The organism is Marinobacterium litorale DSM 23545 (genome assembly GCF_000428985.1).
Taxonomy (GTDB): domain Bacteria; phylum Pseudomonadota; class Gammaproteobacteria; order Pseudomonadales; family Balneatricaceae; genus Marinobacterium_D; species Marinobacterium_D litorale.
Window position 1 is genome coordinate 1 of the sequence record NZ_AUAZ01000035.1, and the last position, 17,577, is coordinate 17,577.

The 17,577-nt window shown below is 58.8% G+C and carries 20 protein-coding genes; 1 reads left to right on the forward strand and 19 read right to left on the reverse strand.

The genetic code is table 11. The annotated features are described in order from the left end of the window. Positions 1 to 131 precede the first annotated feature (131 nt). Positions 132 to 545 carry a Cd(II)/Pb(II)-responsive transcriptional regulator gene (gene cadR, locus G403_RS0117845; RefSeq protein ID WP_027855197.1) on the forward strand — a complete coding sequence of 138 codons (414 nt, stop codon included), beginning with the start codon at positions 132 to 134 and terminating at the stop codon, positions 543 to 545. A gap of 83 nt (positions 546 to 628) precedes the next feature. Here the strand turns inward: cadR and G403_RS0117850 are convergent, their stop codons facing one another. From G403_RS0117850 to G403_RS0117945, 19 genes are all read right to left on the reverse strand, one after another. Next, positions 629 to 2,059, reverse strand: coding sequence for a discoidin domain-containing protein (locus G403_RS0117850; RefSeq protein ID WP_027855198.1), 1,431 nt, complete (start codon positions 2,057 to 2,059; stop codon positions 629 to 631). Position 2,060: 1 nt separating this feature from the next. After that, positions 2,061 to 4,805, reverse strand: a complete 2,745-nt coding sequence (locus tag G403_RS0117855; RefSeq protein WP_027855199.1) for a phage tail protein — start codon at positions 4,803 to 4,805, stop codon at positions 2,061 to 2,063. Then, entirely contained in the window at positions 4,802 to 4,999 is a 198-nt protein-coding gene (locus tag G403_RS0117860) for a hypothetical protein (RefSeq protein WP_027855200.1), read from the reverse strand. The genes G403_RS0117855 and G403_RS0117860 overlap by 4 nt, the downstream gene beginning before the upstream one ends. Continuing rightward, a complete protein-coding gene (locus G403_RS0117865; RefSeq protein WP_027855201.1) occupies positions 4,996 to 5,232 on the reverse strand; it encodes a hypothetical protein in 237 nt (78 codons plus the stop codon). Before G403_RS0117865 ends, G403_RS0117860 begins: the two co-directional genes overlap by 4 nt. 8 nt (positions 5,233 to 5,240) lie before the next feature. Continuing rightward, complete coding sequence (locus G403_RS24675; RefSeq protein ID WP_051299232.1) at positions 5,241 to 6,059, reverse strand: phage BR0599 family protein; 819 nt, start codon at positions 6,057 to 6,059, stop codon at positions 5,241 to 5,243. After that, complete coding sequence (locus G403_RS0117875; RefSeq protein WP_027855202.1) at positions 6,056 to 7,264, reverse strand: hypothetical protein; 1,209 nt, start codon at positions 7,262 to 7,264, stop codon at positions 6,056 to 6,058. Before G403_RS0117875 ends, G403_RS24675 begins: the two co-directional genes overlap by 4 nt. 2 nt (positions 7,265 to 7,266) lie before the next feature. Next, positions 7,267 to 10,965, reverse strand: coding sequence for a tape measure protein (locus G403_RS23835; RefSeq protein ID WP_051299235.1), 3,699 nt, complete (start codon positions 10,963 to 10,965; stop codon positions 7,267 to 7,269). A gap of 217 nt (positions 10,966 to 11,182) precedes the next feature. Beyond that, positions 11,183 to 11,353 (reverse strand): type 2 periplasmic-binding domain-containing protein, encoded by a 171-nt coding sequence (locus tag G403_RS25350; RefSeq protein WP_156899731.1) that lies wholly within the window; start codon positions 11,351 to 11,353, stop codon positions 11,183 to 11,185. After that, a complete protein-coding gene (locus G403_RS0117895; protein ID WP_027855203.1) occupies positions 11,343 to 11,678 on the reverse strand; it encodes a hypothetical protein in 336 nt (111 codons plus the stop codon). Before G403_RS0117895 ends, G403_RS25350 begins: the two co-directional genes overlap by 11 nt. 3 nt (positions 11,679 to 11,681) lie before the next feature. Further along, a complete protein-coding gene (locus G403_RS0117900) occupies positions 11,682 to 11,963 on the reverse strand; it encodes a hypothetical protein (RefSeq protein WP_027855204.1) in 282 nt (93 codons plus the stop codon). 136 nt (positions 11,964 to 12,099) lie between these two features. Next, a complete protein-coding gene (locus G403_RS0117905; protein WP_027855205.1) occupies positions 12,100 to 12,621 on the reverse strand; it encodes a DUF6631 family protein in 522 nt (173 codons plus the stop codon). Next, the gene (locus G403_RS23840; protein WP_051299237.1) at positions 12,621 to 13,379 is read right to left on the reverse strand and encodes a phage tail tube protein; all 759 of its coding nucleotides are present in this window, start codon (positions 13,377 to 13,379) and stop codon (positions 12,621 to 12,623) included. The genes G403_RS0117905 and G403_RS23840 overlap by 1 nt, the downstream gene beginning before the upstream one ends. Positions 13,380 to 13,403: 24 nt before the next feature. Next, the gene (locus tag G403_RS23845; RefSeq protein ID WP_036234446.1) at positions 13,404 to 13,604 is read right to left on the reverse strand and encodes a DUF7210 family protein; all 201 of its coding nucleotides are present in this window, start codon (positions 13,602 to 13,604) and stop codon (positions 13,404 to 13,406) included. Then, entirely contained in the window at positions 13,601 to 14,053 is a 453-nt protein-coding gene (locus tag G403_RS0117920; RefSeq protein ID WP_051299239.1) for a phage tail terminator protein, read from the reverse strand. The genes G403_RS23845 and G403_RS0117920 overlap by 4 nt, the downstream gene beginning before the upstream one ends. Continuing rightward, complete coding sequence (locus G403_RS0117925; protein ID WP_027855207.1) at positions 14,053 to 14,574, reverse strand: gp436 family protein; 522 nt, start codon at positions 14,572 to 14,574, stop codon at positions 14,053 to 14,055. Before G403_RS0117925 ends, G403_RS0117920 begins: the two co-directional genes overlap by 1 nt. Continuing rightward, positions 14,571 to 15,020, reverse strand: coding sequence for a Rho termination factor N-terminal domain-containing protein (locus tag G403_RS0117930; protein ID WP_027855208.1), 450 nt, complete (start codon positions 15,018 to 15,020; stop codon positions 14,571 to 14,573). Before G403_RS0117930 ends, G403_RS0117925 begins: the two co-directional genes overlap by 4 nt. 92 nt (positions 15,021 to 15,112) lie before the next feature. Beyond that, positions 15,113 to 16,042 carry a major capsid protein gene (locus G403_RS0117935; RefSeq protein WP_027855209.1) on the reverse strand — a complete coding sequence of 310 codons (930 nt, stop codon included), beginning with the start codon at positions 16,040 to 16,042 and terminating at the stop codon, positions 15,113 to 15,115. A gap of 30 nt (positions 16,043 to 16,072) precedes the next feature. Then, complete coding sequence (locus G403_RS0117940) at positions 16,073 to 16,408, reverse strand: capsid cement protein (RefSeq protein ID WP_027855210.1); 336 nt, start codon at positions 16,406 to 16,408, stop codon at positions 16,073 to 16,075. A 12-nt stretch (positions 16,409 to 16,420) separates the two neighbouring features. Continuing rightward, complete coding sequence (locus G403_RS0117945) at positions 16,421 to 17,551, reverse strand: hypothetical protein (RefSeq protein ID WP_027855211.1); 1,131 nt, start codon at positions 17,549 to 17,551, stop codon at positions 16,421 to 16,423. Positions 17,552 to 17,577: the final 26 nt, after the last annotated feature.

Below are 17,577 nucleotides of genomic sequence, written 5' to 3' on the forward strand. Positions count from 1 at the left end.
ATCACCGCCACAGGCGCCACCACAGGATTTGCTCATGATACGACTCCACTTGAACAATGTTGTGGTACCATTTAAAACTATAAAGCTACTATAAGGTCAATAGAGTAAAGAATCCGTTGGGGAGGAGGCTGATGCGCATTGGTCAGTTGGCGCAGTTGGTAGGGGTCGAAACACAGACGATCCGCTTCTATGAACAGCAGGGCTTGTTGCCGCCGCCTGATCGGAAGGACAACGGTTACCGTGTCTATACCGAGAAGCATGGTGAGGGGCTGGCCTTCATCCGTCGCTGCAGAATCCTGGGCCTGTCACTGGCTGAGATTCACGAACTACAGAGCTATCAGGACGACCCTCATCAGCCTTGTACCGCCGTCAACACCTTGCTCGATGATCACATCTCTCATGTGCGGTCGCAGATAACCGCTCTGCAAGCGCTTGAGAAACAACTCGTTTCACTGAGAGCGAGTTGCAACGATGACCGGGAAGTTGAGGCGTGTGGGGTTCTTGCTGTAGCGCCGCGCGATAATTGGCTCCGATTTGCGCGATAATTGGCTGCTGGAATCCGTTGCATAGGATGAAAAATTATTCCAGTTACCGCGAACTCAAGTGTCATATTTAGTAAGAATTCCGTCTACACAATGTATCCGGTCTCCAAGTAGACAATGTTGTACCGGCCTTGCGCCCAGCCCGTCACCCCTGTGAACGATCTGACATCGGTCCATGTTACCCCGTCGTCGCTCCCCTGAATTATAAAATCTTTCGGCGCCCGACCGGGACCTCCACTGTAGTTCTGCGGCAGCATCAAAAAATGACTGACTTTTGCTGCGGAACCCAGGTCCACCCACCCCCAGTGAGGCGCTGCGGAACCGTCCGTGATCCAAGAATTGGACCCTGCATTCTGCTCGTTATTGTCTATCACTTTCGCGAACGTCGCAGAGTCACCCGCGTAGAAGGAACTTTGGCCCGTGCTCATCCCAGGCGCTGTCAGGTCCTCTGTGGTGCCTGACCGGAGCTTGATTTCCTGCAGGCCGCAGTACGTGGGGTCGCTAACTGTAGCCGTCACGTAGACTCGCCAATACCGCCACGTAAGGCCCCCGTCGGACAGCTTGGGGGCCGCAGGATCGGGGAATGGGACGCTGGGAGGTGTGAAGTTGGAAATATACCGCGCCACCCCTTTCGTCACGCGAACCTCATCCGCCCGCCCTGCGAGACAATCCTTAACCGAAGAATCGACCCCCCGAATGCCTCCAGCAGCGAAATAAGGATCGCCGGAAGGACGAACAGGAGTGCTAGGCAGTACCTGGGATTGGACCGTGCCTCCGACGCCGATATACGCCGTATTAGTGGATGCCACGTAGCAGCAGGCGACGTGAACCCCCTGGCCCTGCGGTATTACCAAAGTCGAGGTCCAGATGATAGGCGAGGATGTGCCGTTGGAAATCTGGAACTGCAGATACCCTGAAGGGTCTACGGCCAGCAGGAAATGAATCCCGTTTGAGGAGTTCCAGGCGGCCGACCCCGCGGTGCTGAATAACCAATTCGTCTGGATGGAGTCAAAGTAGAAATACCCTTCAACCGTGAAGTCGGAACCGAGAAGGTCGAACCCCGGGTCGGCCGCCGCGCTGGCTACGAATCTAGTGGTCCCGTTCCCCTGCAGAGAACTGCCGCCGGTCGCACTCCAAGTGGTGGTCAGCACAGCTCCATATACGGGGTTGAAGTTTTTCGGGGGTATAGAGCTGTCGATCATCGTGGGGCTGCCGTCTTCCCCATCAAAATGCAGCAGAGCCGTCACGTTCGAAATATAAGGGTCGCCGGAAGACCCTTCGGGCGTCGCAACAACCTCATTGCTGACCTTCACTTCCGACCCTATAAACGCCACGATGCGGTAGTAATATGTGCTCCCCCCCGCGGCTGATGTGTCGTCGAAGGTTTCGGAGCCGGGCGGCAAGGTCACCAGAGGCACCGGAAGACCACCCGGGTCGATGGGAGAGGTAGATCGATACACCTTATACCCTTCTTCAACAGAGTTAGGATCGGTCCAGTTGAGTCGGATAATGGCCATCTTACAGTACCTCTGCGGTCAACCCGGTCGGGGCTCTCAGCACACCGAACGAGGATTCAGTCGATTGAAGGGAATCGAGACCGCCTTTGACTGCGGTGACCCTCAATTCGATCGTAAGGGTTCCCGCAGGCGGCGGGTTGGCGGCTACGTCGAACGAGTAGGTTCCGACAGCGCCCACATCCGTGCTGAAGTAGCTCGACTGAAGCAACGCCCCCTCCGAGTCGTAAGCACTGGCGTCCACTCGATACGTCGTGCCCGCTTCCGGGCCGTAGTCGGCGTTCTCGAACCAACTGACCGCCTGATCGGACTGAGCGAGCCTGTCCCGGTGGTTCCAGGTCAGCACCACCGTATCGGTGCCAGGGGTGTAGTCCTGCGGGTCATACTGCCCATCCAGTCTGACGTTGGCTGCAGGGTACGGCCGGTTGACCCGGTTGACGATTGGCAGGTCCAGATACGTCGGCGTGCCTGAGTAGGAGCCCCTACCATTGACCGGGCGGCCGTACCCTTCGGCGGTCTCCCCTTCGGCAAATTCCGTTAAGCCTTGGCCGTATTCGTCTTCAATGAAGTAGAGGACCGTCCCCGAGGCGATCGGCCGGGGGAGTGTGTCCGCCACACCGCGGAGCACAGACAGGGACGTAGCCCCCGGCTGCAGGTCAGCACTAAGCGCCATGATCTCCCGCTGGTCGTCGGCAGCATCACCCACCAGAACAATCGAGCCTGCGAACAGAGGTTCAGAGATGGTCAGACCTGAGATGGGGATAGTGCTGTCTGAAGAGTTGTCCACCGCCGCACTAACCGAGGCGATTTCAGTGAAGTCGGCCTTCACGCTGTCACTGAAATCAACCGGAGGTGTCACGCCGTCCGGGTATACGAAGAGATCGTAATTCAGGTGAAGGCCGGTGGTCGGCACACCCCCGGCAAACGCGAAGTAGCCCACGTCCGCTGGAATGTCGGTGGCGTAGTTGTCGCCGATCTGCTGAATCAACAGGTAATACGGCAGTTCAAAAGCGGTTACGTGACTGAACCCCTGCGGGGGCATAACCGGGTCCGTCCAGCCTGAGGGTGAGGGCGCCGAGAATACCGAGTATTCGGTGCCGAACACGTCCTCACCAAATTCCAGAACAATCTCGCCGTTGAGTAGACCGCTGTCTGTGCGCTTGGCTACGCGGCAGATCATCTCCGTGATCCCGTTGTCCGGGTCCGTCAGTTTGAATACGTCGCCGGGTTTCAGATTGGACACGGAGCGGTTGGTGCGAACGGTCCCCCGGGCGAACGGCCGGCTGTTGGCCGCCAGATCACGTTGCGCGACCATCGCGGCTGTCGTGTCGTTGGTGAGGCCAGGGTACTCGTAGGTTTGGTTGATAATCGTCCCCACAGCCGTAATGGCGGCGGTATCCTGGACCGTAATTGATGCATCGGAGTTGGTTTCCCAGTTCCAGTACGTAACGGTCACCTGGTTAACCAACTCGGAGATAGCCGGCGTGTCGAACTTCGTCACTTCCGAATTTGTGGGGTCGAGTAAGGGCAGAGTTGCCGGGTCGTAGTCGCCCCGGATCAGTTTGATCTCCTGCAGCCCGGTTTCCGGGTCCTCGTACCGCACGGCATCAATGTGGCGCATGATTTCGGAAACGAAGTCCTCGATCGGCGCTTCCTGCGTCCACAAGATCGACATGCCGAGCGCTTCAGCGTAGAGCTGGTCCGCCACCGTCGTGTACGTTGGGCCGATCTCGGACTCCGGCAGCCCGCGCCCCCACGTAGTATCCGTCAGACATTCCCGGATGATGTGCGCCGGGTTCATGTCGAACTGTGACTGACCGCCTGCCGTTACCTTGAACGCTGCGTAAGAGTATGAACCTTCGTCTTCCCCTGCCAAAACGATGGTGTTGTCACCCTCAACCAGAATATCTCCCGGGACGTGTATTTCGTGCGTGAAAGCAGGCCCGGATGGCGTATCGATAGTTCCCGCCCGATCCAGCAATTTCGTCCCGTTCACCCACACCGAGGCCAGGTTATCCACGAAAAGGGTAAGCGTGAAGTTGGAGTTCCGTTCCAGCGTAAATACTCTGCGAATCCAGATTTTGCTATTCAGGTCCCAAGTTGTGCCCTTAGTCGTCGGGAAGCCGGAATCCGCGGCGAAAGGGTGCCCCGACTGATTTGCAAACGGGGTGCTTCCGAGCGCCCAGGATGAATCGTCATAGGCGGGGTCCGAGTAGTCAGCACTGTCTGTAAGGGGGACCTGCTTATAGCGCCAGCCGTCAGAAGTGGGGCCTATCTGCTCCGTCAGAGCGACATGAGACCGGATCTCCGCCTTCCCATCATACCACTGAACCTGCCCGTCCCCCCGCGTATGAATCCGCTGCGCCGTCACGGCCCACGGCTTCAGATACGGGTTATTGCCCACATAGACCTGTTTCAGCACCAGTGAGGTGACACCCCGGTACGCGCTGACCAGCGCGGAGCCGATCTTGTCGAGGAGGTAGCTGTTGCGGGCTTGCGCCGGGTGGCCGGAGAGCACGTCGACGCTGCCGGCGACACCGCCTTCGCGGCTTTCGCCGCCGAACAGGCTGGGCTTGTCGATGGTGATCTCGCTGCCGGCGGCGCTACTGGCATCGGCCTCGCCGATCCATGCGGTTTTGTCATCGACATCGATCTTGATGATCTTATCGATCGGCCCGTGGCACAGCACCAGATGGGCGCCGAGGTAGTACTTATACCCAACCGTCTGCTTCTTACCGCCGCCGCTCATTCAGTCTTTCCCTCAGCATGGTCAGCCGCCTTGATCGCGAACGCGGAGCCGGTGGCGCGCAGCTCGGATGCCGGCACGCCGTCGCGGAACCGGCGCGCATCGAATCCGTGCTCAGCGCACCAGCGCTTGATGCCGCCGGCGCAGTAGCCGAGCTGTCGCAGATGCCGGAATGTCACCATCACCTCGTCGCTCACTTCTTGCCGCTTTTCTTCTTGATCGCCTTGGTTTTGATGTCGCCGTACCAAACCACGGATGCGCCTTTGATCACGCGGGTGCCGAACAGCACCGGGATGCTCTTGCCCTCCTGCGCGGTGGGGATGTCGAACTCCTCGGCCGCGGCCGGGTTCGGCTGTTTCGGCTTTGGCACCAGCAGGAACGAGGCGGCCATCAGGCCGACGGTCAGCAGGAACGGTACCCAGAATCCCATGGTTTACCTCACACCAGGCTGGAGCCCTCGAAGGGGCCCTTGGGCGGGATGAAGTCGAACCCGCCGTAGTTGTCGATGTTGGAGTACTTGGCATCGCAGGTAGCGGCGGAGCGATCGCAGCCGGGGAAGATCTTCACCGCTGAGCCGACCGCGAGGTCGAGCAGCTGGCGGTTGATCGTCACATGGTCACCCGTGTGGTTGATGATCAGGCGCATGATGCCGTCCAGCTCGAGGATGCCGCCGGCGAAGTAGCCGTCATCGAACCCGGCCGCGGCCGGCAGGGTCAGCAGCGTGCGGTTCGACAACGCCGTTACGGTATCTGCAACTTCATAGCTGGCCCGGCTCAGGCCGCAGCCGGTGCCGTAATGCACGTGCCGGCACTGGCGCTGATAGCGGGCACGGCAGCCGGTGGCCTTCAGCGATGTGGAGATCCGCTCGCAGGCGGCCGTCATCCACGGCCATTCCCAGCCGACGGTGACCACACGGCCGGACCAGGTGGCGATGACTTGTTGGTCGGGATCGTCCAGCTCTGTCTCTCTGATTTTGACAGTCACCAGCTTTTCAGGCGGTTGGACTCTGAAGAGGTCACCCAGCGGGTTGATGCCCGTGATCTCGATATTCAGCGCATTCCCATCATCCGGATTTCCGTCATCCGAGATCTTGTCCCGGGTAATCGGTACCGATGTGTAGGTATACCCTCCGACCGCGACGTCATGATCCGCACTGGTGAAACGAATCGTGTCCGCCTCATCGTCGGTATACCGGAACTCATAGAGCGCCGCCGGGCGGCTGGCATAGCCGGTTGTTGAGTACTCGGAATGACTCATGCCACGTCCTCCACTATCTGAATTGCGATCGCAAACTTGGCCACCTCATCCGTGATCCACTCGATCTCCAGCCGATCGCTGGCGAGACGGCAGACGCTGACCAGGCACGCCTGCACGCACTCCCACGGCTCGTAGGCCTCGGCCCAAGCCTCGGTTGTGGTGATCACCGTCACGCCGTCATTAACGTTTGCTGTCAGCGCTGTGATCTCGAAAAACGCCAGGCTCCGGTCACGCTTGCGGACCATCAAATGGGTGTGTATCGGGTCGCCAGTGAGGTATGTACCGAGCTCGGTACCCGGCACTTCAAACGTTGCACCGGCAGTGAGTGGATCTTGAAGATTGATATCCCACCAGGTGGGCATCAGGAACGGTCTCTGCCGCCCCCGGCATCGATCGAAGAACGCCAGCCACCAGTCGGTTTCTGCTCGGGTCTCTGTTGTGACTTCGCCTTTGCGGGTGTTCGGCGGCAGGTCACCATCGGTCTCGTATGCGGTGGGGCCGATCTGCGCATCGATCATCATCGGCACCCAGGCGTAGCCCGCTTCCGGTGAGTTCACCCAGTTGATCGGTCGCACGAGTACTTCGAGATCACCAATGGTGTCGTCCGCCGTGAGCGTGGAGCTGACCGGCGGGCGGCTATCAACGATGTAACTAAATGAAAGCGGCAGACGCAGCACACCGGATGTCAGGCGCTTACCGCTGGCTGCGCCGTTGATCTGAGCCGGTACCGCCGGATAAACAGCGCTGTAGGTGCTCCAGTCGGCCTCCAGCGTATCAACCAGGGTGATGGTCACGCGGTCGCCCGCGATCGCCGCGATCGTCTGCGCCTCCGGCTCCTGGCCTGTGCGCATCAGTACCAGGTAATCACCGGCTTGAGCGTCATAAGCAACCGGCTGATCAAGTACCAGGATGTCGGTACCGGTGGCCGCGCTGCTGGCAAGTCGGCGCTGTCGATGCCACTGCGGCAACAGCCAAACATGGGGCTGCAGTGCGTACAGCATATAGTCCAGCGCTGTCGCGTCGTTGCCATCCAGGAGCACATCAAATGAAAGGCTCTTGCGTGGTTTGGAACGCATCGCCCGACGCTGTTCTGTACCGTCACGGCTACGCATGACGTCGGTCTTATACTCACGCGACTCGGTCACTGAACTGGACCAGTTGTGGGGGAAGCGGAAGATTGCGGCTGTAGTGGACGGCAGCGGCATGATCAGCTCCCGAGGATCGCGTTGATGGAGGATTTTTCGGCTTTGACCGTGGCCTTAAACTGCCGCGTCCAGCTCGCTGTCGACGCCATCTTCTGAGCCATTTCTTCGGGATCCATGAAAAAGTTGGCCTGTAAGCTCATACCCTGGCCCTCGCCACCTTGCTGTTGTGGCTGTGTCAGGCTTGGCTGATTAAGCTGTGGCGCACTCATCTGTGGCGCTGGAACACCGGCCAGCCCCCCGGTTGCGTGTTTGATACGTGCAGTCCAGTCATCGAGTGCAGCCATGCCGCGCTGGTTAAAGTCACTCAGGAACGGCAGCGCACCGGGCTGCTCAACCACCGCCGCACGGGTCACAAACTCCTTATTGGAAAGACGTGCCGGGATGCTGTCAGAGGTGCCGGTACCGGGGCCCACAACCAAACCGCCGGTAGAGAATCCCAAGCCTGGGAACATGCCCGCCAGGCCCGCAACGGCCTTCTGGGCTGCGATCTTAGCCAGCATATCGATCATGGCGTCGCCCACTGACTGGATCAGCGAGACGGTGGCATCACGCAGCGTCATGGTGCCGTCTGCCAGGCCGCGTATAGAACCGGCTATACCGGCCTCAAGCCCGTCTTTCAGGGTGGAGCCCAGCAGTGTGGTTGTGTTCTGTAACCGGTTGGCCTGGTTATCCAGATCTCCAAGCATGGCGCTGGCCTGCTCGCCAATAACACCTGGTTGTTTCGAGAGCTCCTCCAGGAGCGGGCGTTGCTGCTGGAGTACTTCATATGTCTGCCGGTGGATCTGAAGGATCCGATCGCGAGCCTCCAGCTCAGAGATCAGGCCAGCATCCTGTTGGATATTGACCGACTCTTCAGCGAGGTTTTGCTTATTGATGATCGAATCGATCTCAGACTGGACTTCAGAGAGCCGGGTACGGGCGAGATCCAGGTTGATTAACCGATTGACCAACGCGGTACCGGCATCATCGCCTCGGCTCTCCAAGCGGCTCAGGAGCTCACCGAACTCTTGCTCCAGCTCCATTGATCGCGCACCGACCGCATCACCCGACAGCGCCATCACTTCAGACTGGATGCGCTGCAGCTGCCGCGCATCCTCAGTGACCTGGTTGAGCCGCTCCTGCGCCGCAATTGCCTGGCTGGCAGCCCGAGCGCGAGCCAGCAACTGACCAGTCAGACCTTGCTCAGCAATCCGGTACTGGCGCACCTCTTCAGCACTCTTGTTCTGCAGGGCGACAGTACGCTCAAGCTGCTCGACAAAGGCACGCTGGGCGTCTCTGCGCTGCTCTGCAGTGCGATCCGCTTCCTCTTCAGCCGCTTTCTTTTTACGTTCCGACTCGGCGGCATCCTCGTTGCTCTTAGCCAGCTTCTGGTTGGCTTCGACCTGGGCGAGGATCATTTTCCCAAGTTCGGATTGGCGGTCGATCTGGTTCTCTCGCATGTAGAGCAACGCCTCTTCGATAGGCGTTAAGTTTTGCAGCGCTACATTCTGTTTTTGGAGTGCCGTCAGGTATTTCTGTGCATCAGTGACAGCCTTCGGACTATTGATTGAACCCGAAGCGGAACTGGCAGCAGTCTCAGTGCCCTCCAAGGCTGCCTTCAACGAGTTGAGGCGTTCAGTTAGGTTCTCAGCTTTACGGCCTCCTTTCAGGATACTATCCATCAAGTCGAGCATTCGCTCTTTGGTGTCATCCGAGATTTCAGATGATTCACTAAGGGCGGTACCAATCTGATCGAAATTGACCTCTAGACCTTGGGCTGCACGGGCTGAAGCCTCACGAATATCGTTCATCAGCTGCTGGGTTTCTGCGGACCACCTGGCCGCTTGGATCTGCGGGCCCGATGCACCCAGCCAACCGCCAGCACGTTCACCACCGGGTGTGGCCAGGTTGGCCAACTGACGAGCATCATTCACACGTTCGTTTTGCTGTTGACTGATATCGTCTGACAGCTGTTTAAGCTCGCGGTCCTGTTCCAGCTGTGTCAGCTCTTTCAGTTTATCTACAGCCTCGCTGAGGGGAACATTCATGTCCCGAAGTGACTGCGTAACTGAGTCTGTAATGCGCTCGGCATCGTCGCCGAAATCGATAAAGCTGGCTGCTACCAAGCCGACTGAAACGGCAATCCCAACAGGCCCGCCCAGGGCGGCGGACAGAGCTGCGCCAGCAGTTTTCAGACGAGCTAAGGAGGTCAGCAGCAGACTGTTGGCAACACGGGCTCGCTCAGCGGCAACCGTGCTTGCGTTAGTCGCTTGCGTCAGCGTGGCGGTGGCCGCTGCAGCGTTGCCGGTGGCTACTGTTCTTGCTTCCAGAGCGGCATCCAAACGCGCCTGTGCTGCCGCATGAGCGTTAGCTGCCTGGGTTGCCCGGGCCTCCAGGACAGTATGGGTTGAGAGCCCCTTAGCTGCTGACGCCTGAGCGGCCGTCCGCTTCGCTGTTTCGCCTGTCGCCCGCAGCTCCGCTTGAGCACTGGTTACGGCTGCTTTCGCTTTTTCCAGATCTGCGGCGGCCGCCCGCTGGGCTGCAATCGCGACGCCTTCCTGGGCCTTTGCCTGATTGGCTGAGGCGGTTGCATCAGCTCGCTTCTGCATTATCCCCTTAAGCGTCTCTTCAGATAGGTCCGATAGCGCAGCAACGGCGCGACCAGCGGTCAGAATCAGAGCGACTTCAAGGGCAGCACCGACTACGTCAGCATTATCGGACAGGGTATCCAAGACATCAGCCAGCGCACTGATCGCATCGGCAATTCCTTCACCCGCACCAGTACCACTGGAGAGCGTCCCAATGATTCGGGTGAACGCTGCATCAAACTCCGTTGCAGCCTGTGAAATAGTGCGCACACGGGTTTCGAACTGTTCATCGACACTAGCGGCTGCATTGCCCAGGGCTTCGACCAGGACATCAGCGGTCAACTGGCCCTCGTTTGCCATCTCACGTAGCTTGCCGATATCGACGCTCAACCCCTCGGCAAGAGCCAGCGCAAGCCCCGGAGCCTGCTCCATGACGGAGTTGAATTCCTCGCCGCGGAATACGCCGGACGCCAGCGCCTGGCCGAACTGAACCGTGGCGGCTTCAGCACTCGCGGCTGCGCCCCCGCTGATTGCAATCGACTTGCTGACAGTATCGGTCAGTTGAGCTGTCTCACGCTGGGAAATATTCAGCCGGTCGGCGTTCTGGGCAAAGCGCTGGTAGATGGCAGCGGTGCTATCCAGTTGCTGGCTTGCATTACGCGCAATGGCGTAAACATCAGCGCTGGACTGAGCCAGCTCTCCCTGAGTGGCCGTAACCAGGCGCAAACGGTTTTCGTAGGCGGTCCAGGCATCGGCAGACTGGGTGATCTGCGCTAAGCCAAATCCAGCGGCCAGGGTCAGCGTTACCGCTTTGACGGAGCGGGCCAGCGCTGTCATGCCGCCACCTACGGCCTCGGTGGTTTCGGTTAGCTGGCGGGAAGAGCGGTTGGCGGAGGAGAGCGCAGAATCATACTGGCGGGTTGTTGTCGCCGCTTGAGCGGTGTTTTTAGCGGCTGTTCCCGCCGCTGCTCCAGCGGCACCGATTCCACCGGCAGCCGTACGGCCAGAGCGGCCAGCGCCATCGGCGCTGGTACGCGTATCGTCCAGTGCCGCATCCAACTGGTTCACCTGGCGGATCGCCTGCTGGAGGTCTGCTTTTATGCGGAGTGCGAGTTCGAGGTTCTTATCGGCCATAACATCACCTGAGAGATATAGGTGATGGTGGCATCAGTTAGCAGTGGGGTAATTTGAACGAGGGCAAAAAGTGCTTGGAGAGTTATTTTAGCCCCTGGAGGATAAGGGCCAATATAAGTAAACCAATCCATCCTTGGGGCGTACAGAAAACCATTGTCATGAAGAACCAAAAACCATCCATATGGATGTCTCCTGCTTTGATGCAGTGCTCAGCCGGTTACTCGTCTTTGCTGACATCGACAGTGTATCCATGGCCGCGGCACTCAAACTCCACCTCAGCGCCGGCAGCGATGATGCACAAATGGTTGCAGAGCGCTTTCAAAGTCCGCTCGGCACCGTGGGTCTCGTAATACTCGACCATCGCCTCGTTGAACTCTTTATCTGTCATATTGGGCCTCTTCATCTCCATAGAGGTGAAACACGGTTACGATTTCGTCACGCTCGCTACTTACGACGAACACGATATTGCTGCGGCTCAGCAGCAGATACCGCCCCTTGTATACGCCGCTGAGATAGATCGCTGAGTTGACCGGGGTGAGGCGTCTGATCAGCTTTTTCCGCTTCTTGCCGACTGTGGTGGCTGACGCGAACTCGAGGTGCTTGTTGATTCCCGCGAACCGCTGCTGCCACCGAAGTAAAGCGTGATCCGACCAGGTGAATGCGCCTCCTTGCCACTCAGAGACCTCCTCCTTCGACCTCCCTACGCGATTCATGGGTTACACAGTTGCCGTATCGTCATCCCAATACAGCGCTTTGGGCTTAAAGTGGGGGTTGGCTTTCCGGTCGATGACTTCCCGCATCATGCCGTCCAGCGCGTACTGGGCATCAGCGGGAGCCACGTAAACGCCGATATAGGTGTATCGGTTGGAGGCAGCGCCTTTGCCGCAGGGCTGCCGAACGATCCGAACAGGCTGCAGCTGTGCTTCGCGTATCAGGTGCTGATGAGTGGTTTTCGTCGGGTCTTTTTCTTTAGTTGGGTAACGAACGGTCAGGAGCATTTCAGGCCTCGTTATTTTCTCAGCTCTTTGATAAACGTCCCTGTGTCACTCTGCGGCCACATCGCACTGTTCATGTCACCGATCTGGTCGGCCCGGCGACGGCGGTCCAGCCTGAGCGCGGCATCGTAATAGAGTTTCAGCTTTCGTTCTGAGTAGGTGCCGATGGCTCTCTCGTCGTGCCCTGCGGCGACGAGTGTGGAGTAGACGTCTGCCCAGCGGAGCGCAGTTTTGCCATGGCCTCGCGGCTTAGTTTGACGGTTTCCGTCATCAGCCTGGTTTGCAGCTTTCTCATAAAAAAACTGGAATTGGCACCCCACCAGGCCATGGTCAGCAGCTCGCCATCCGACGATGAAAGTTCCTGGATCTCTAACGGCGTAAGACCGCACACGGGTGAAATAAGATGGGGCAGCTCATCGGCATGGTCACCGAGTACCAGGAACACTTCATCCAGGGTAAATTCGGTACCGGTGCGCATCAGCTCAAAGAGGCTATCGAGAAAGCCCGCCATGGCGCGGCCATGCTTGAGGCTCTCGATGAACCCGTATTCGCGGACAGTGATAGCGCGGCCATCGATAACAACATCACGATCAGAGTGGAGGATCTCCAGATCGTCCTGGTGATCCTCCCCCTGAACTTCAGGTTGCAAGCGCTTAGCCATTACGCGCCAGTCCCCGGCATGATCCAACGACCGTACCCGCCCAGCTCCGAGTCATTCTCGTTGTTGGAATCGTTCAGCAGAGTGAAAGGCACTTCCAAGCCGCTCAAGCTGGTGGCGGTCAGGTCCAGCTCGTTCACGTTGTTGAACTTCACGCGGTACAAATCCAGGCGGGCATTGTCTTCCGCACCATCCACCGTGTTCTCGGCAATCGCCACGAGGTAGCGAACAACCGAGCGCTGGCTGGACATGACGATATCCTTGCGCGCCGCATAGTCGTAATCGGCAGTAAACGGTTGGGTGTAGCTGGCGGGATCCAGGATTTTAACCATCCCGCCAGCGGCACTTTCGATGCTGTAATCGGTGCCTTCAGTCAACGTTGCGGGAGTGCCTGCACTGTCATTGATAACCAGTGAACTGATATCAGCATGGTCCAGAGCGATCAGCTCGCCAGCGACCAAATCGGTCGGGAAGGCTTCGCCCGTGACACTGCCGGAAGCAATATCGATCACGTCACCGCCCAGGCTGATGGCGAAGTTCTCCGGCGACCCATTATGAAATGTGATGGTTCCGCTAACCTCCGTGCCGGTGTTCAGCGTCGCACTAGTCCGGCGCTGCCCTGAATATGACTCCTTGCGGCTTTCTTCGCTGGAGCTGGGGTTGACCTTCAAGAGCGCGTCACCGGTCCAGCGCATTGCCTGGGGCTTACCGTTGACGTTGGTCGCCAAGTAAATCTTGGACTGGAGTGAAAAGTCTTTCATTGGTTTCTCCTTCGCTTACCGGCCTTAGCTTTTGGCTTTGCTGGTGGTCGCCTTTGGCATTGCCGCGCTGTTTGAGGCGATGATCTTGCGCTTGATCAGAAACTCGCGTTGCTTCGCGGTTACCTGGATCTTTGCGTCCTTTTTGAGCTTCTTACCGCCGTGGGTGTGATCCTTCAGCAGGGTCACTTCAACGGTTGCCGGTGTTTCTTGCTTCGGGGTGCTCATGCGGTGCCTCCGATATAGTGGGTGGTTGTAAACACGTCGATCCAGAGCAAACGCTCCTGGTCGTAATCCATCACGTCGCCCTGCAGCCAGGCGATGGGTTGAAAGGGTTTTACCGGCACCCAGCCCTCCAGGGCCTCGCGCACCGATCCGATTAATGGGCTGATATCCTGCAACGCGGTTTTACCTGTGCGGCCCCGGTAATTGCGCCCGCAAATGATGACGCCGAAGGTGCAAAGCGCCTGGCGTTTTCCCCGGCGTCTGTCACCCGCAACAGAATCAGGTGAGTCTTTTGCTTTCTCACCGGCGAGCACCACATAAGCAGTCCCTGGGCGAATCGTTCGCAGGTCCTTAACCGCCGCATATTCCGCAGCACCCTCGACTGAATCGATACCCGCAACCTGGTCGCGTAAGCGCTGCTCAACGAGGGTGGTATCGAAGGGCTGGCTCATCAGAAGTCCCTCAGCGTGTCGCGGGTAAACTGCCGATCCGGCGCATCCCAATCGGCCAGGCCCGCACGGCTATTGGTCTTGGTGTCACCAGCTCCCAGGGAGAACTTGCCCTCTGCGACCTGCTGCAGCAGCTTCATGGCATCCCGGTAGTCGCGGACAATCGGATCGGTTGCGTCGGCGCTGATACGGTCTTTGTGCAGCAGATAGCGAGCGATCGCACGGGACCAGACCGTTACGATTCCGGGAACCGCACCAAAGGTGTCGATCAGCGGCAGATAGTCACGCAACACCAGATAGCCGTCGATCATTGCGTCCGCGTTGGCCACCGCATCATCAATTCGGCCCAGGGCATCGTCGGCAACAGCGATTTCATCCGCCGTCCAGGCTGAGCGATCAGCCCCGGTGAGCGTTGCCTGCATCAGGTCGTAATCGACCAGCTGCTCATGCTCGGCAGTTGCGACTTGAGAAAGCTCACGCGCGCCGGGGATGTCGGCAAGCTGTTCGTGGGTGACGTAGCTCATGCGCTCACCTTCGCTTGTTCAGCCTTGATGGCCTCAACCAGATCCGCTTTGAGCAGCTTGTAGTAGCCATCGATCTCTTTGTCTTTGGCGATCGCTTCCAGGTCTTTCACCAGCAGGTCTTCAAGGGGGACGGATTCGCCGTTCACAGTTGCAAACCCAATCTGGACGGCATCGCTTACTGGCTCTTCCGGTGGCGTTTCCGGCGTGGGCGGTTCTTCCTGTCCGGCTTCACCGGCTTGGGGCGCTTGCTGATCCGGTACGTCTGAACCGGCGGTTCCGTCGTCAGAGACGGAGGGCGGTACGTTGTCATTGGTTGTCTCGCTGATGAGTACCAGGGCACCACTTTTAATGAGCGGCGCAGCATCGTCGGCAGTCGCTTCCAGCGAACCGCTCTTGCGGATCTCGCCTTCCCACTTAACCGGGCGCTCAATGCGGTAACTGTTCATCGCTTGTCCTCAAACCTTGGGCCTATCCCTGGCCCGTTGCTTCCCTGGTGGTTTGCCGCGACTACTTAACTGCGGCCTCTCTTCGCGCTGTATTAGCCGACACCCTGGAGCAGGTAACCGGCGGTCATACCGCTGAGCACTGGCGAGCGCTCATAGGTCACCGGGTAAATCCAGCTTTTGGCGTTCTGGTCGTAATAGGCCTTTTCAACGAGGGGATGCCCTTCCATGGTGTAGGTGTATCCGTAGCTCGGCTCCTCCATATTCGGATCCGGCGACGTGGGTACGTAGGCCAACACCGCATCGCCCCCCCAGACATCGGAGAAAGCCCCCGCCGAGTCAGCCGTAATTGCACGGCCCACTACGACGCGTTCGACATCAAACAGCTGCGCCAGCATCGCGACGGTCACTGAATCCGCAGAGGTATACTTAAAATTCTCCTTCACTTTGGCGTTAAACCGGGCCGCCGCGTACGCCTTGGCGGACAGGCACAAGGTGTTGGCAACCATGCCCGTGGTCTCGCGAATGGCTTCCTGTCCAGTGCTTACATCGGTCACTGGGTTGTTGGCGTCATCGGTCCATTTAGCGGCCGACATATCCGCCTTGTGATCCGCGTCATAGTTGGCGGCATTGCGTGCGATCGACGCCTGTTCGCGCTCAAGCGCAAGGCTGGCGATATTCATGGCGTTACTGGTCGCCCGACGTCCCATGTCGATGCCAGGCATGACATTGGCATCACGCAGATGCTCGCGTGGCACTACGCCTTCTAGCGCGTCTTGTACCAGTGCGTAGGGCTTGCCGAGGTAACCAAAGGTTACGCGCTTGGTACCAGAGCCTGGCGTACGGCGAATGTTGTACTGCATGAACGACTCTTTGCCGAACTCCAGAACCTGACCGCCTGCAATAGCAACCGGCACGCGCGGGAACAGCGCCATACCGACATGTTCCTGGTGACGATAGCCATTGGCATGCGTGGTAAGGATCGGATCAATCACCCGAACCTGGCTGTTATTCATCTGACTCATGGTGGATCTCCTTTATGGATTCAGGTCGGGTTAGTTGGCGATCAGCAGCACTTCGAACGGCTCACCATCGGCAGCGTCTTCCAGTGCGCGGGCAACGGTGACGCCTGCGCTCTGAACGGTGGCTGCTCCGGCTGTGCCAACCTCCAGCTCATCGCCATCGCTGACTGCACCATCGGCAACAACAACCGCCGTGCCGATCACATCAACCAGCATCTCTTCGCCGTCGGCCGCTTTGGTGCGGGCAACGCCGAGGGTGTTGCCGGCGGCGGTGGCCACGGCGTTGGTGGGGCTGACAAAACGCTGGGCCGTGACCGCACCGCTGGCGGTACGGGTGAGGCCAAGCAGAGAGATAAATTGAGAACTCATGGTGGTGCTCCTTTAGCTAACTGCGGCCAGCGCAGTGTTGTAGTCACAATCGTTCTTGCGGGCGTACGCCTGGGCCTTGTTGTGAAGCGCCAGACGCTCCTGATCGACGGTGTACCCGCTGGGCGCGGCGAAGCTTGCAGAGTGCTCTTCGTCGGTATCCTCCTGGGCGCTGTGCTCGCTAAAGCTGACTTGCTCGGGCAAGCGATCCAGGAACTCACGGAACCAGGTTGCGCTCGGCTTCTTGATGGTCTGATCACCGTCGGCAAACTCCACAACCTCGGCATCGTTCAGGCCGTCCATAAAGGCGACCAGCCCGTCACGGTCTCGCGGCAGCACCTTACCGGCGTCGATCACCTGATCCGCAAAGGAGGCGATCTCATCGGCACGCTGTTTGGCTTCCTGCTCCTGGAGGCGCTGCTCGCGTTCTGCGATCTGTGCCTCACGGGCCTGCAACGTCGTTTCACGCTCTGCAAAGTCAGCGGTCTTTTTGGGATCCATCGTTTCGTCCTCCTCGATCGAATCGGAATATTCAGCCAAGGGCCGCTCGATGCGCTCCTCAGCCTCGCGGGTTTCTTCCTCGTAGGAAGTGATCAGCCAGTCAGGGATCACCTTGTCGGCTACCTCGGTATTGCGGTCCTCAATCAGGAACTCCCGCAAACCACGAAACATCCGGGTAATCGCCCAGGCGCCGGAGGTGCCCGGTGCAGCAAACTCGACGGTGACGATTTCGGACGCGTCGGTATCGGCAAAACTGGCGGCTTTGAGCCCCTTAACCGCCGGAGCTTTGGCTCCCAGAAATCCAACATGGCGGATGTACCAGACACCCGGCTTGGGGTTGCTGGGTGACTGAGGATGGAAAAAGGAGGTGCTGATACGGGGAAAGCGCTTCTTGTTCACCATCTCCGCAAACTCGGCATCCACATGCTCGGGCTCGGCGGTAATCAGGTTGCCATCGGTATCAACCGACTTGAGCCAGCCATAGGCCGGATCGTTCAGTTTGGGGTGACCGACAACCAGGGGGGCAGCAAACAGAGCAGGATCGTAAGCGGCAACGGATGCTTTTAGATCCTCCTCGGTAAACTCCAGGCGCTGGCCGTTCATGTCGGTATGCGTCCCGGCTTTGAAAATTTCGAGTGCACTCACATGACTGCTCCGGTTCGTTTGGGTCT